This window comes from Antribacter gilvus (assembly GCF_003946865.1).
Classification (GTDB): domain Bacteria; phylum Actinomycetota; class Actinomycetes; order Actinomycetales; family Cellulomonadaceae; genus Antribacter; species Antribacter gilvus.
Genome location: NZ_QXTH01000005.1, coordinates 181,632 through 195,927 on the forward strand (window position 1 = coordinate 181,632; position 14,296 = coordinate 195,927).

The window sequence follows — 14,296 nt, forward strand, 5'->3', positions numbered from 1 at the left end:
GGTCGGCGGGCGTGTCGCCGCCGTAGGCTCGGGCGGTGAGCTCCCTCCCCGGCACCCTGGCCGCACCGGTCGACCACGAGCTCGTCGTGAAGAAGTCCCGCTTCCTCGCCCACCTCGCCCCGGTGGGCAGCGTCGAGGCGGCCGACGCCGTCGTCGCCCGCCTCCGCAAGCAGACCTGGGACGCCCGCCACCACTGCGTGGCCCTCGTGGTGGGCCCGCACGCCGACCAGCAGCGCTCCACCGACGACGGCGAGCCCTCCGGCACCGCCGGCGTCCCCATGCTGGAGGTGCTGCGCCACCGCCACGTGACCGACGTGGTCGCCGTCGTCACCCGCTACTTCGGCGGCGTGCTGCTTGGGGCGGGCGGCCTCGTCCGCGCGTACTCGGGCGCGGTCGCCGAGGCTCTCGACCTCGCCGACGAGCAGGGCCTCCTCCTGCGCCGCGAGATCCTCACCGAGGTGGAGGTCGAGGTCCCCCACGCCGACGCCGGCCGCCTCGACAACCTCCTCCGGGACTGGGCGGGCAGCCACGGCGCGGTCATGGACGCGCCCGTCTACGACGCCGTCGCGCACCTCCGCCTGCTGGTCCCGCCCGCACGGCTGGCCACCCTGCACGACGACGTCGCGGCCGCCTCCGCGGGCAGCCTCACCCCGGTGGTCGGCGCGGAGCGCATCGTGGACGTGCCGGCACGCTGACGCCGCGAGCGCCGCCCCTGACGCCAGGTCGGCGCGTCACCGCCGCGGCAGCTGCACTGGGTCCACCGCGACGCCCAGGAGGTCGCGCGCCCACCAGTTCCCGGTGCGACGTCGTTCCTCGGGGGTGGTGAAGCGGTAGCGGTAGATCAGCGCCCGCACGGACCGGGGCGCCTGCCCCTCGAACGGGTCACGCCCCAGCAGCCTGAGCGTGGCGGGGTCGGCGTCGAGCAGCCGCCGCAGGAACACCTCGAACCAGCCCGCCGGGTGCCCGAGCGGCAGGAACCACATCAGCCAGTCGAGCCGCAGGTGGTACGGCGCCACCTGCGGGGGGCGGCGGTCGAGGGCGCCGGGCTTTCCGCGGAACTCGTACTCGACCCAGTCGTCGGGCCCGGGGTGCTCGGCGAGGGTGCCCTCCACGACGATCTCGTCGCGCCGCCGCGTCACGGAGCCGAACGCCCCGTACGCGTTGACGAGCCGGAACGGCTCGAAGCTCGCGTTCATCTTCTGCCGCCGCGACGCGAGGTTCCGTGCGGGCCGCACGGAGAGCACCACGAGGAGCAGCACCACGGCCGTCACCACGATCACGAAGGCGAGGGGCGGCTCGGGTGCGGTGGCCGCCGCGGCGTCGTCGGGCAGCCCGGCCAGGCCGCCCAGCCAGGCCCACGTGCCGTCGTCGACCATGGCCACGCCGAGCACGATCGTGGCCCAGTTGAGCCACGCGAAGTTGCCGGTGACCACCAGCCAGGCCTGCGTGAGCGCCACCGCGATCCCTGCCACCGACGGGAACGGCTGCGGCAGGAACAGGAACCACGGCAGCACCAGCTGCGTCACGTGGTTCCCCACCACCTCGGTGCGGTGCCACCACCGTGGCATGTGGTGCGCGTGCCAGGAGAGGGGGCCGGGCAGCGGCTGGGTCTCGTGGTGGTAGTCGAGGGCGGTGAGGTCGCGCCAGGCGGTGTCGCCGCGCCACTTGATGAGGCCCGCGCCGAACTCGAGGCGGAACAGGAGCCAGCGGGCGGCGAGGATGACGAGGAGCGGGACCGGGACGTCGTGCGAACCGAGGAACGCGACCAGGAACCCCGCCTCGCAGAGCAGCGTCTCCCAGCCGAAGCCGTAGAACGTCTGCCCCACGTTGACCAGCGACAGGTACAGCCACCACAGTGCGAGGAACACCAGCATCGGCACCCACCATGGCCCGGCCTGCGGCAGCCCGACGACGACGCTCGCGCCCAGCAGCACCCCGCACCACGCGCACCCCCCGAGCAGGCGGTCCGAGTACCGCCACCGGAACAGCGACGGCCCGTCCAGCCAGTGGGTGCGGGCGACGAACCGCGGGACCGGCGTCAGGCCCCGCTCGCCGAGCAGCGGCCGGAACTGGCGCAGCGCGCCCCAGAACGCGAGCGCGTACAGCGCGCCGAAGCCGCGGTGGAGCACCTCGCGCGCCACGTCGTAGTCGGCGGTGGACCACCAGCCGAGCCAGTCGGGCATATTGCCACGCTAGCGGGGGTGCGGTTCACCCGCTGTGCTGCTGCTCCCCCACCTCGCGGCCCACCGCGACGAGCCGGTCGAGGAGCTCGCGCGCCGGCGGGGACGGCTCACCGAGCGTGAGGGCGAGGATCTGCCGGACGGCGCCGTCCAGCGGCCGGGTCGTGATGCCGGGGTTCCGGTGGGCCCGGAGCGTGAGACCGGGGAGCAGGCTGACGCCCGTCCCGGCGGCCACGAGGGCCTGGACGGCCACGTAGTCGTCGGTCTCGAAGGCGATGCGGGGGGCGAACCCCGCCGCGGAGCAGCGGGCCACCAGGTCCGCGCGGCACCGCTCGCACCCCGCGATCCACTCGGCGTCCGCGAGGGCGGCCAGCCCGTCGACCTGTGCCGGGTAGGTGACGGCGTCGCGGGCGCGCGGCAGGTCGGCGGGGGTGCTGGCCAGGCCGTGGGTGGGGTGGTCGTCCTCGGGGTCGGACGTCGCCGCGCTCACCAGGTGCACCGCCTCGTCCATGACGGGGGTCACCTGGAAGCGGGAGAGGTCCTCGACGGAGCGGGTGTGGCGCACGTCGGTGTGCTCGAACACGAGGGCGATGTCGACGTCGCCGGCCGACAGCGCGGCCACAGCCTCCAGCGGCTCGGCCTCCAGCAGGCCGACGGAGAGGCCGGGGTGGTCGCGGGTGAGCTGCCGGACGGCCTCCGGCACGAGGGTGGCCAGCGCTGACGGGAAGGCGGCGAGGCGGGCGCGGCCGGCGCGGAGGCCGGCCAGGGCGTCGAGCTCCCGGCGGGCGCCCTCGACGCGGCCGAGGATCTCCTCGGCGCGGCTGGCGAGCAGCTTGCCGGCCTCGGTGAGGCGGACGCCGCGCCCGGCGCGCTGGAGGAGCGGGATCCCGGCCTCCGCCTCGAGGCGGGACAGGTGGTGGCTCACGGACGGCTGGGCGTAGTGGAGCTCGCGCGCGGCGGCCGTCACGGAGCCCGTTCGGGCGACGGCCGCCAGCACGCGCAGGCGGGTCAGGTCGAGCTCTGCGGACATGTCTCCAGATTACGCCCGACACATCGATGCAGTTGATCACCGTGAGCGAGAACCCGCATTGGACCGATGTGTCGTCCGCGGGTGACCCTGGAGGGCATGACCGCCACCGCCGCCCGCACAGCCGTCACCGCCTCGCCGGGCGCCTCGCCGGGGTCCACTCAGACCCGACCCTGGCCCGAGCCCGGGATCGTCGACGTCCTGGCTGCCGCCTCCCGCCTCGCGGGCCTGGTGGAGCGGACGCCGGTGGAGTCGTACGCGGAGCTGGACCGGGTCACGGGGGCGAGCGTGCTGGTGAAGCACGAGAACCTGCAGCGCACGGGGGCGTTCAAGGCGCGTGGGGCGTTGAACCTGCTGCTGACGCTGGACGAGGCGGTGCGGCGTACCGGGGTGGTGGCGTACTCGACGGGGAACCATGCGCAAGGGGTGGCGTATGCGGCACGGCACACGGGCACCCGGTGCACGATCGTGATGCCCCAGGGCCCGAACCCGGTCAAGGAGCGGGCGGTGCGCGACCTGGGTGCGGAGGTGGTGCTGCACGGGGCCACGTTCGACGACGCTCGGGTGTACGCGGAGCAGCTGGCGGGTCGTTCGGGGGCGCGGCTGGTGGGGGCGGCGAACGAGCCGGCGATCGTGGCGGGCGTGGGCACGCTGTACCTGGAGACGTTCCTGCAGGCGCCGGGGCTGGACGTGCTGGTGGTGCCGGTGGGGGGCGGCTCGGGGGCTGCGGCAGCGGCGCTGGTGGCTGCGGCGGTGGCGCCGGGGGTGGAGGTCGTGGCGGTGCAGTCGGCCGCGTCGCCTGCGGCGCACGACTCGTTCCACGCCGGGGAGCTGGTGGCCCGGCCGAACGCGTCGCTGGCGGAGGGGCTCGCGACAGGGACGGGGTTCGCGCTCACGCAGCAGATGATGCGGGGGCGCCTGACCGACTTCGTCCTCGTCACCGACGAGGAGATCGCCGACGCGCAGCGGCTGTACCTCACGGCTGCGCACACGGTCGCGGAGGGGGCGGGGGCTGCCGCCCTGGCGGCCGTCGTCGGGCAGCGGGAGCGGTACGCGGGGCGACGGGTGGGCGTGATCTGTACCGGGGGGAACGCGAGCGCGGCGGAGCTGCGCCGCTGCCTGGACGTGTGACCCGCCCCACCCGGGCCTCACAGGGCCCCGACCCGGGCCGCGCCGGGGGCAAAACGGGCATAGGCTCGCGAGCATGGCCCGCTACTTCGATGTCCACCCGGTGGACCCGCAGCCCCGCGTGGTGGGGCAGGTCGTCGCGATGCTCCGTGAGGACGCGCTGATCGCGTACCCGACGGACTCGTCGTACGCGCTGGGGTGCCGCATGGAGTACCACGCCGGGGTGGAGCGGATCCGTGCGATCCGGCGCCTCGACGACAAGCACCACTTCACGCTGGTGTGCGCGGACTTCGCGCAGCTGGGCCAGCTCGTGAAGCTGGACAATGCGGCGTTCCGCGCCATCAAGGCGTCCACGCCCGGGCCGTACACGTTCATCCTCCCCGCCACGTCGGAGGTGCCGCGGCGGCTCGCGCACCCGAAGAAGAAGACGGTGGGCGTGCGGATCCCCGACTCGCGGGTGGTGCAGGCGCTGCTCCGGGAGCTGGACGCGCCGCTGCTGTCGTCGTCGCTGATCCTGCCGGGGGCGTCGGAGCCCCTCACGGACGGCTGGACCATCAAGGAGGAGCTCGACCACGTGCTCGACGCGGTGGTGGACGCGGGCGACGTGGGGAGCGAGCCGTCCACGGTGGTGGACTGGTCGGAGGGCTATCCGGAGGTGGTCCGGGTGGGGTCCGGGGACCCGTCCCGGTTCGAGTGAACGCGGACGTCGTGGCCGCGCCCGGACCAGTAGCCTGGGCGGTATGACGACCTCGGCGACGGGCCTCGAGCAGGCCCGCCAGAAGATGACGGACGCGGGTGTTGCGCCTGCCGCGATCGAGACGTTCACGCGGTTCTACGGGCTGCTGGAGTCCGGCGAGTCGGGCCTCCTCCGCGAGACGGAGATCGAGCCCCTGACGGACATCCCGCGGCACGCGGACCTCGACCTCGACGAGGCGGAGGCGGCCGCCGCCCTCGCGCGGACGGCGATCATCAAGCTCAACGGCGGCCTCGGCACGTCCATGGGCATGGACCAGGCGAAGTCGCTCCTGCCGGTGCGCCAGGTGGCCGACGGCGGGACGCTCACCTTCCTCGACGTGATCGTCGGTCAGGTGCAGGCCGCCCGCGAGGCCACCGGCGCGCGGCTGCCGCTGATCCTCATGAACTCGTTCCGCACGCAGGAGGACACGCTCTCGGCGCTGGCCCCGTACGCGGACCTCGCGGTGGACGGCCTGCCGCTGGACTTCCTGCAGAACCGCGAGCCCAAGCTGCTCGCCGACACGCTGGAGCCCGTCTCGTGGCCGGCGGACCCGTCGCTCGAGTGGTGCCCGCCGGGTCACGGCGACCTGTACCCGGCGCTGCACGCGTCGGGCGTGGTCCGGGCCCTGCTCGACGCGGGCTTCCGGTACGCGTCCGTGTCCAACTCGGACAACCTGGGCGCCGCGCCCGACGCCGCCATCGCGGGCTGGTTCGCCGCCTCCGGCGCGCCCTATGCCGCCGAGCTGTGCCGCAAGACGCCCGCGGACGTCAAGGGCGGGCAGCTCGTGGTGCGGCGGTCGGACGGGCGGATCGTGCAGCGTGAGACCGCGCAGACGCACCCGGACGACATGTCGTCCGCACTGGACGCTTCGAAGCACCCGTTCTTCCACGCGAACAACCTGTGGTTCGACCTGGAGGCCCTGGCCGCCGAGCTCGAGCGCACCGGCGGCGTGCTGGAGCTGCCGCTCATCCGCAACGAGAAGACGGTGGATCCCGCCGACCCGTCGTCGCCGAAGGTGGTCCAGATCGAGTCCGCCATGGGCGCGGCCGTCGCGGTGTTCGACGGCGCCGTCGCGATCGAGGTGGGCCGCGAGCGGTTCCTGCCCGTGAAGACCACGAACGACCTGCTCGTGCTGCGCTCGGACGTCTACGACCTCACCGACGACTTCCGCCTCGTCGCCACCGCGCCCGCGCCTCTCGTGGACCTGGACACGGCGTACTTCAAGCTCGTGGGCGGCTTCTCCGAGCGGTTCGCCGCCGGGGCGCCGTCGCTGCGCGACGCCGAGTCGCTCACCGTGCGCGGCGACTGGACGTTCGGCGCGGGCGTGCGCGTGGCCGGCAAGGGCGCGCTCGAGGACCCGGGCACCCCGGCACAGGTGCCCGACGGCGCCACGGTGGGCCCGGACGGCCTCACCGGCTGAGGCTCACCGGCTGAGGCTCACCGCCGAGGCTCGACCACACCCCTGATCGAGGAGAAGAACGTGAACGAGTTCCTGAACGGCCCGTCCGACAGTTCCGCGGACGGCGTCGCGCCGGCCGAGATCGACCTGGACGGGGACGGCGTGGTCGACATCCGGCTCGTCGACACGGACGGCGACGGCCGGGCGGACGCCCAGCTCGAGGACTACGACGGCGACGGCGTGCCCGACCTCGAGCTGTACGACACGGACGGCGACGGCCGGCCCGACGTCGTGGTCGAGACCACCGCCGGGGTGCAGCGCATCTCCGTGGACCTGGACGGTGACGGCGAGCTCGAGGTGACCGACACGTTCGAGGTCGGCCTCGAGCGATAGCCAAAAGTGCCCTGGGACACTCCATTCAGGTTTCCGTCATGGAACCTTCTCGTGAAGATCTCCTAACATGGGATGAATGCCCCGTTCGCTCCTTTCATCCCTAAGCAATTCATGGCACCATTCGCCGGGTGCACCTCATCCGTGAGTTCGCCCCGGACGCCTACGAGTTCGCCCTGTCTTCCTGGTCCTGGCTGGGCGTGGACGACAAGCTGCCGCGCTTCACCTCGTGCTTCGGCGACATGTTCCTGGAGTCCGCGGACGGGTGGTGGTTCCTCGACACCGTGGAAGGCACGCTCGAACGCTGCTGGGACTCGATGGACCAGATGTTCGCCGAGCTCGAGACGGAGGACGGCCGCGCCGAGTACCTGCTCGAGGAGACCCTGAACCAGGCGGTGGCGCACGGCCTCGTCCTCGCGGAGGACGAGGTCTTCGCGTTCCTGCCCCCGCCCGCCGTCACGGGCACCATGAACGTGGACAGCCTCGCTCCCCTGCGCTTCGCCATAGCGGCGAACCTCTCGGGCCGCATCCACGGCGAGCTCCGCGGCATCGTGCCCGACGGCGGCCTGCCCGCCCTGGCAGCCGGCCTCGCCCCCGCGCAGCCCGGGTACGCGACGCAGGCCGGGTACGCGACGCCTGCCGGGTACGCCCCGCAGCCCGCGTACGCGCCGCCTGCCGAGGCCTACCCGGGGGGCTTCGGCGACAACGGGTTCGGGTCGAACGGCTTCGGCGACAACGGGTTCGGCACCGGCGCCGACCAGTACGGGTACGGGCAGCAGCAGTACGACCAGTACGCCGCGGCACCCGCACCGTACGACCCGTACGCCCCGACGACGTACCCCGACCACCCGCAGCAGAACGCGGAACAGCCGTACGCGCAGGGCTACGCGGACCCGTACCGACGCGCCCACTGACCCTTGCCGGGACGGCCGGTCGTCGGCGGGACCACCCGGTCAGCGGCGGCGGGTCATCGTCACGTGCGCCACGCCGCTCGGGCTGCCCGTGGTCTCGACGTCGAACCGCTCCTCGAGGCCCTCCAGACCGTCCCAGAGCCGCACCCCGCGGCCGAGCACGATCGGCACGACGACCACGTGCATGTGGTCCACGAGGTCGGCGGCCAGGAACTCCCGGACCGTCGTCGGACCGCCGCCGAGCCGCACGTCCAGGCCGCCGGCCGCCTCCGTGGCGAGCTGCACCGCCTCCGCGGGCTCGGCATCCACGAAGTGGAACGTGGTGCCGCCCTTCATCTCGATGGGCGGCCGCGGGTGGTGCGTCAGCACGAAGACGGGCGTGTGGAACGGGGGCTCGTCGCCCCACCAGCCGACCCAGTCGTCGTCGGGCCAGGGCCCGGTGCCCGCGTCGAACTTGTTGCGCCCCATGATCTCCGCGCCGATGCCCGGGTCGTGGGCCGCGGCGAAGACGGCGTCCACCCCCGCCCGGGCGGGGAAGAACCACTCGTGCAGCCGCTCGCCGGCGTGCCCGAACGGCGCCTCACGCGTCTGCCCCTCCCCCGTGCCGTAGCCGTCGAGGGACACCGAGAAGTTGTGCACACGAACTGTCATGCCGATACAGACGGCGCGCCGGGAGAAAACTCATCGCCCCCTCTCCGGAGGGTCAGGCGAGGGCCGCCACGCGGCGGGTGACGTGCTCCGGGGTCTCGCCGTCGGCGTCGTCGGCCCGGACGGGCTCGCCGGCCACCCGGCGGACCGGGATCACCCCGGACCACGTGCCGGGCACCACGTCGGCGGGGTCGTCGACCGGGCCCGTCGCCCGCTGCTTCATCGACGCCTCCGCGAGCGGCAGCGCGAGGACCACCGTGGCGGCCAGCTCCTTGCGCGTCGCCGGGCGCAGGGTCGCGGACCGGCCGGGGACCATGTGGTCGACGACGGCGTCGAGCGCCCGCACCTTCTCCGCGTCGTCCACCACGAGCCGCGGCCGCCCGATCACCACCGCGGACCGGTAGTTCATCGAGTGGTGGAAGCCCGACCGCGCCGCGACCAGCCCGTCGAGCTCGGTCACGGTGACGCACACGTCGCTCTCGAGCGCCCGGCCCAGCCAGCCCGCCGCGACGGAGCCGTGGAGGTAGAGGGTGCCGCCGTCGTCCGGGCCGGCAGCGTCCACCGCATAGGCCGTCGGCAGCACCACCGGGTGCGAGCCGGCCGTGACCCCGAGGTGGGCCACGAGCCCGGCGGCGAGGAGGTCGAGCAAGGGCTCGCGCTCGGCGACCGCGCGGTTGCGGCCGCGGGTCGGGGTGGTGCGGGGCGTCGGGGAGAGCGTGGCGGTCATACGGGTAGCATCGGCGGCCAGGTGGCCTGCCGTCACGGGCCACTTCCGCGGTAACCCGACAGGACACTTCGATGACCACGCTCCCCGTCCGGCTCGACCGCTCCCGCGCCGAGCCGCTGCCCGCCCAGCTCTCCGGCGCGATCCGCGACCTCGTCGTCGACGGCACGCTGACCAAGGGCGACCGGCTCCCGTCCACGCGCGCCCTCGCCACGGACCTCGGGGTGTCGCGCGCCGTCACGGAGCAGGCCTACGACCAGCTCCTCGCCGAGGGCTGGCTGGAGGCCCGGCGCGGGTCGGGCACGTTCGTCGCCTCGGGCGGGCGGCTCCCGGCGGTGGTCGCCGCGCCCCGGCGAGCCACGCCGTCGTCGGACCTGGTGCGGCTCGACGCCGGGACGCCCTGGCTCGACCCGCGGCACCTGGCGGGCTGGCGGCGTGCCTGGCGCGAGGTCTCCGCCGCGCCGCCGCCGCGCGGCTACCCCGACCCGCGCGGGCTGCCCGAGCTGCGCACCGCCCTGGCCGAACGGCTCGCGCGGACCCGGGGTCTCGTCGTCGACCCGGACGCGCTGCTCGTCACGTCCGGCGCCACGGATGGCCTGCGGCAGTTCCTCGCCGCGCTCCCGCCCGGCGACGTGGCGGTGGAGGACCCGGGGTACCGCGCCGCGGTGGAGACCGTCCGCACGGCCGGGCGCGGCGTCGTCGACCTGCCCGCCCTCGCACCCGTGACCTCGCTCGACGGCTGCGCCGCCGCCTACGTCACCCCCGCGCACCAGCACCCGCTCGGCCGGGTCATGCCCGCCGCCGACCGGCTCACGCTCCTCGACACGGCCCGCCGCGCCGGGGCGGTCGTGGTCGAGGACGACTACGACTCCGAGCTCCGGTACGACGTCGCCCCCGTGCCCGCCCTCGCCGCCCTCGACCGGTCGCGCGTCGCCTACCTCGGCACCGCCGCGAAATCGGTGGTGCCGAGCCTGCGGATCGGGTGGACGGTGCCGACGCCGGGGCTGCTGGACGACGTCGTCCGGCGTCGGACCGTGACCCACGACGTGCCGTCCTGGCCCGCGCAGCGCGCGCTGCTCACGCTGCTGCGCGACGGCTGGCTCGACAAGGTGGTGCGCACGGCCCGGCGCGTCTACGCCGAGCGGGCGCCACGGGTGGCGGAGGCGCTCGCGCCGTACGCCGTGCCAGCGGGGCCGATGGCCGGGATGTACTCGACGTGGCTGCTCCCCCAGGCGTCCGCGCTGGCAGCCCGGGACGCGGCGGCGGCCGCCGGGTTCGAGGTCAACCTGCTCGCCGGGTACTGCCGGGCGGCGGACCTCACCGGGCTCGTGATCGGCTTCGGCGGCGTGACCGACGACCAGCTGGACCGGGCGCTGGAGGCGATCACGTGCGGCCTCTCCGGAGCTGTCAGAAGCTCCCCGGTCAAGACACCGGAGAGCTTCTGACAACTCGGCGAACCGTCAGACCAGGGAGTCCTGCCACGCCGCGTGGAGCGTCGCGAAGCGGCCCGTGCCCGCGATGAGGTCCTCGGGCGTACCGTCCTCCACCACGCGGCCGTGCTCCATGACGAGCACCCGGTCCGCGATCGCCACGGTGGAGAGGCGGTGGGCGATGATGATGGCCGTCCGGTCGGCGAGCAGGGTCTGCAGGCCGTGCTGGACGAGCCGCTCGCCGGGCAGGTCGAGCGACGAGGTGGCCTCGTCGAGGACCAGCACCGCCGGGTCGGCGAGGAACGCGCGCGCGAACGACAGGAGCTGCCGCTGGCCCGCGGACACCCGCCCGCCGCGCTTGTTCACGTCGGTGTCGTAGCCGTCGGGCATGGCCATGACGAAGTCGTGGACCCCCACGGCCCGGGCGGCGGCCTCGATGTCCTCCTGGCTCGCGTCCGGTCGCCCGAGCGCGATGTTCTCGCGCACGGACCCGCTGAACAGGTACGCCTCCTGCGTCACCATGACGACGGCCCGGCGCAGGTCCCTGGAGGCCAGGTCGCGCAGGTCCACGCCGTCGAGACGCACCTGGCCCTCGGGGGCGTCGTAGAACCGGGTGACCAGCTTGGCCACCGTCGACTTGCCGGCGCCGGTGGTGCCCACGAGGGCCACGGTCTGACCCGCGGGGATGGTCAGGTCGAGGTCGGGCAGCACGACGGGCCCGTCGCCGTACTGGAACCGCACGTGCTCCAGGCGCAGCTCACCCTTCGCCGCGGGCAGGGGCACGGGCTTCTCCGGCTCGACGACGGTGGGCTCCTCCGCGAGCAGGCCGGACACCTTCTCGAGGGCCGCCGCCGCGGACTGGAACGCGTTGTAGAACATGCCGAGCTGCTGGATGGGCTGGAAGAACCGCTTCACGTACAGCAGCACGGCCACGAACATGCCGACCTCCATCGTGCCGCCCAGCACGCGCCAGCCGCCCGCGGCCAGCGCCACCACGACGGTGACGTTGCCGATGAGGACGAGGCCCGGCTGGTAGCGGCCGTTCACGCCGAAGATGCGGAGGTTCGCCTGGCGGTACTCCTGCCCGAGCCGGTCGTACTCGGCCTCGGTGGTGGACTCGCGGCGGAACGCCTGCACGGCGCGCATGCCCGTCATCGTCTCGACGAACTTCACGATGAGGCGCGCGGAAGCCGTGCGCTGCTCGCGGTAGAAGAGCTGCGACTTGCGCTGGAACCAGCGGGTCAGGAACCACGCCGGGACGAACGCGGCGGCCAGGACGAGGCCCGAGCGCCAGTCCACCAGCGCGAGCCCGACGAACGTGAACACCATGACGAGCAGCGACGACACGACGCCGGTCAGGCCGCCGTCGAGCAGCTCGCGCAGGGCCTCCAGGTCGGACGTCTGCCGGGAGATGATCCGGCCCGACGTGTACGACTCATGGAACTCCAGAGACAGGCGCTGCGTCTGGCGGAACACCCGGCGCCGCAGCTCCAGCAGCACGGTCTGCGCGATGCGGGCGGCCGCCACGCGGTACGCGCCGATCGCCAGGCCGGCCACCACCGCCGCCACGAAGTACGCGACGCCGACGCTGATCAGCAGGCCCGACTCGCCGTCGCGCAGGGCGGGGAGGGCGTCGTCGATCGCCTTGGCCACGAGCCACGGCCCGGCGACCTGCCCGGCAGTGGAGGCCACGACCAGGACGCCGGCCCAGGTGAGGCCCTTGCCGTGCGGGCGCAGCAGGTTGCCGAGCAGGGACAGCGAGCGGGAGCGGACGGCGCGGCTGGTCGCCTTGTCGAGGCTCGTCTCGTCGTCCGAGGCTGCGTCGGTGGGACGGTTGTGGGGACGGTCGGCGGGGCGGGGGCTCACGGGGGCCTCGGCGGTCACAGGCTCTGCTCCTCGGGCTCGGTCTCGGTGTCCAGGGCGGCGGCGTGCACGTGGCTCGCGTAGTCCTCCTCGAGGCTGGAGATGATGTGCCGGTAGTGCGGGTCACGCGCCAGCAGCTCGGAGTGCGTGCCCACGGCGGTGATGCGGCCGTCGCGGAGCACCGCCACCCGGTCTGCGAGCGCGACGGTGGACGGCCGGTGCGCGATGATCAGGCTCGTCGTGGTGCGCAGCACGTCGCGGAGGCGCGCGGTGACCGCCTCCTCGGTGGTGACGTCGAGGGCCGACAGGGGGTCGTCGAGCACCAGGACGGGCGGCCGCGCGGCGACGGCGCGGGCCAGGGCGAGGCGCTGGCGCTGGCCGCCGGAGAGCGAGAGGCCCTCCTCGCCGATGCGGGTCTCGACGCCGAGGGGCAGGTCGGCGACGAACTGCGCCTGGGCCACGTCGATCGCCTCGTGCAGGCGCGCCTCCCGCTCGGCGGCGGGCAGGTCGTCGCTGACGCCCAGGAGGACGTTGTCCCGCACGGACGCCGAGAACAGGGTCGGGTCCTCGAACGCGACGGCGACCGTGGTGCGCACCTGGTCGCGCGTGAGGTCGCGGACGTCGGCGCCGTCGAGCAGCACCTGGCCGCCCGTGACGTCGAAGAGCCGGGGCACGAGCATCGCCAGGGTCGACTTGCCGGAACCGGTGAGGCCGACCAGGGCCGTCGTCGTCCCTGCGGGCAGGTCGAGGTCCACGTGCTCCAGGACAGGGCGCTCGGCGTCCTCGTAGCGGAAGGTGACGTCGCGCAGGCTGACCTCGCCGGCGGGGATCGGCACGCGGACCGGCTCGGCCGGGTCGGCCACGGTGTTGGGCGTGTCGATGACCTCGAAGTAGCGGTCGACGGCGGTGCGCGCGTTGAGCGTCATCGACAGCGTCATGCCGAGGTCGACCACGGGGCCGTTGATGACGGCGGTGGTGGCGAAGAACATCACCAGGTCGCCCAGGTCGATCTGGCCGTCCGCGGCGAGGATGGTGCCGAGCACCACGCAGGCCGCGATCGTCAGCTCGGGGATCAGCGTCAGGCTCGTCATGAGGCCCGCGTCGACGGAGGCCTTCTTCATCTCGGTGCGGCGCAGCTCGTCGGCCTGGTCGGTGAAGCTCGCGAGCGCGTCGCGGCCCCGGCCGAACGCCTTGAGCACGCGGATGCCGTGCACGGACTCCTCGACGGTGGTGGCGAGGTCGCCCGACTGGTCCTGCGACTGGCGCGAGATGAGCCGGTACTTGCGGGAGAACCGGAACACGATCACGACCACCGGGATCGCGCCGGCCAGGTACACGAGGCCCAGCCACCCGGCCGTGGCGACGAGGATGGCGATGCCGACCACGATCGTCGTCGCGCTGACCACCAGCTGGAGCACGCCGAAGATCAGCCACCGGCGCAGGAGGCCCAGGTCGCCCATGATGCGCGACAGCAGCTGCCCGCCCGGCCACCGGTCGTGGAACGCGATCGGCAGGTTCTGCAGGTGGCGGAACAGCGCCATCCGCATGTCCGCCTCGACCTGCGTGCCAGGGAACATGACGAGCGTGCGGCGGAGCAGGATCAGGCCCGCCTCGGCCAGGCCGAGGACCAGCACGATCGCCACGGCGACGGCCAGGCCGCGCCAGTCACGCTCCTGCGCTCCCGCGGCGAGCGGTCCGTTGACCACCCACTTCAGGGCCTGCGGGATGGCGAGCGCGGCGAGGCTCGCGCCGAGCGCCGACAGGAGGCCGCCGATCAGCCGCGGCATCGCGGGACGGACGAAGGGGTACAGGCGCCGGATCGAGCCGAAGGTCGAGAGGGCGGCGATCGATTCGTTTCGA

The 14,296-nt window shown here is 73.9% G+C and carries 13 protein-coding genes; 7 read left to right on the forward strand and 6 right to left on the reverse strand.

Annotated features, from left to right (window positions below; all coding sequences use genetic code 11):
- Positions 1-35: 35 nt before the first annotated feature.
- Positions 36-695: an IMPACT family protein gene (locus tag D1350_RS10600; protein WP_125775969.1), complete on the forward strand. Its 660-nt coding sequence runs from the start codon at positions 36-38 to the stop codon at positions 693-695.
- A gap of 36 nt (positions 696-731) precedes the next feature.
- On the opposite strand, the gene D1350_RS10605 is transcribed toward D1350_RS10600, so the two are convergent.
- Positions 732-2,183 carry a lipase maturation factor family protein gene (locus D1350_RS10605; RefSeq protein ID WP_125775970.1) on the reverse strand — a complete coding sequence of 484 codons (1,452 nt, stop codon included), beginning with the start codon at positions 2,181-2,183 and terminating at the stop codon, positions 732-734.
- A 25-nt stretch (positions 2,184-2,208) separates the two neighbouring features.
- A complete protein-coding gene (locus tag D1350_RS10610; protein WP_125775971.1) occupies positions 2,209-3,210 on the reverse strand; it encodes a LysR family transcriptional regulator in 1,002 nt (333 codons plus the stop codon).
- Positions 3,211-3,306: 96 nt separating this feature from the next.
- On the opposite strand from D1350_RS10610, the gene D1350_RS10615 reads away from it, so the two are divergent.
- From D1350_RS10615 to D1350_RS10635, 5 genes are all read left to right on the forward strand, one after another.
- Entirely contained in the window at positions 3,307-4,338 is a 1,032-nt protein-coding gene (locus D1350_RS10615; RefSeq protein ID WP_125775972.1) for a threonine ammonia-lyase, read from the forward strand.
- 73 nt (positions 4,339-4,411) lie between these two features.
- The gene (locus tag D1350_RS10620; RefSeq protein WP_125775973.1) at positions 4,412-5,032 is read left to right on the forward strand and encodes an L-threonylcarbamoyladenylate synthase; all 621 of its coding nucleotides are present in this window, start codon (positions 4,412-4,414) and stop codon (positions 5,030-5,032) included.
- 43 nt (positions 5,033-5,075) lie between these two features.
- On the forward strand, positions 5,076-6,491 hold the full coding sequence (locus D1350_RS10625) for a UTP--glucose-1-phosphate uridylyltransferase (RefSeq protein WP_125775974.1): 1,416 nt from the start codon (positions 5,076-5,078) through the stop codon (positions 6,489-6,491).
- Positions 6,492-6,551: 60 nt separating this feature from the next.
- Positions 6,552-6,863: a hypothetical protein gene (locus D1350_RS10630; RefSeq protein WP_206074494.1), complete on the forward strand. Its 312-nt coding sequence runs from the start codon at positions 6,552-6,554 to the stop codon at positions 6,861-6,863.
- A 128-nt stretch (positions 6,864-6,991) separates the two neighbouring features.
- Positions 6,992-7,774 (forward strand): T6SS immunity protein Tdi1 domain-containing protein, encoded by a 783-nt coding sequence (locus tag D1350_RS10635; protein WP_125775975.1) that lies wholly within the window; start codon positions 6,992-6,994, stop codon positions 7,772-7,774.
- Positions 7,775-7,813: 39 nt separating this feature from the next.
- On the opposite strand, the gene D1350_RS10640 is transcribed toward D1350_RS10635, so the two are convergent.
- Both D1350_RS10640 and D1350_RS10645 read right to left on the reverse strand, forming a co-directional pair.
- A complete protein-coding gene (locus tag D1350_RS10640; RefSeq protein WP_125775976.1) occupies positions 7,814-8,422 on the reverse strand; it encodes a dihydrofolate reductase family protein in 609 nt (202 codons plus the stop codon).
- 52 nt (positions 8,423-8,474) lie between these two features.
- Positions 8,475-9,146 (reverse strand): pyridoxamine 5'-phosphate oxidase family protein, encoded by a 672-nt coding sequence (locus tag D1350_RS10645; protein ID WP_125775977.1) that lies wholly within the window; start codon positions 9,144-9,146, stop codon positions 8,475-8,477.
- Between the two features lie 71 nt (positions 9,147-9,217).
- Between D1350_RS10645 and D1350_RS10650 the strand changes: the two genes are divergently transcribed.
- Positions 9,218-10,588 (forward strand): aminotransferase-like domain-containing protein, encoded by a 1,371-nt coding sequence (locus tag D1350_RS10650; protein ID WP_125775978.1) that lies wholly within the window; start codon positions 9,218-9,220, stop codon positions 10,586-10,588.
- A 15-nt stretch (positions 10,589-10,603) separates the two neighbouring features.
- Here D1350_RS10650 and D1350_RS10655 read toward each other — a convergent pair whose 3' ends face one another.
- Positions 10,604-12,439 carry an ABC transporter ATP-binding protein gene (locus tag D1350_RS10655; protein ID WP_125776117.1) on the reverse strand — a complete coding sequence of 612 codons (1,836 nt, stop codon included), beginning with the start codon at positions 12,437-12,439 and terminating at the stop codon, positions 10,604-10,606.
- 14 nt (positions 12,440-12,453) lie between these two features.
- Positions 12,454-14,223, reverse strand: coding sequence for an ABC transporter ATP-binding protein (locus D1350_RS10660; RefSeq protein ID WP_240644032.1), 1,770 nt, complete (start codon positions 14,221-14,223; stop codon positions 12,454-12,456).
- Positions 14,224-14,296 lie beyond the last annotated feature (73 nt).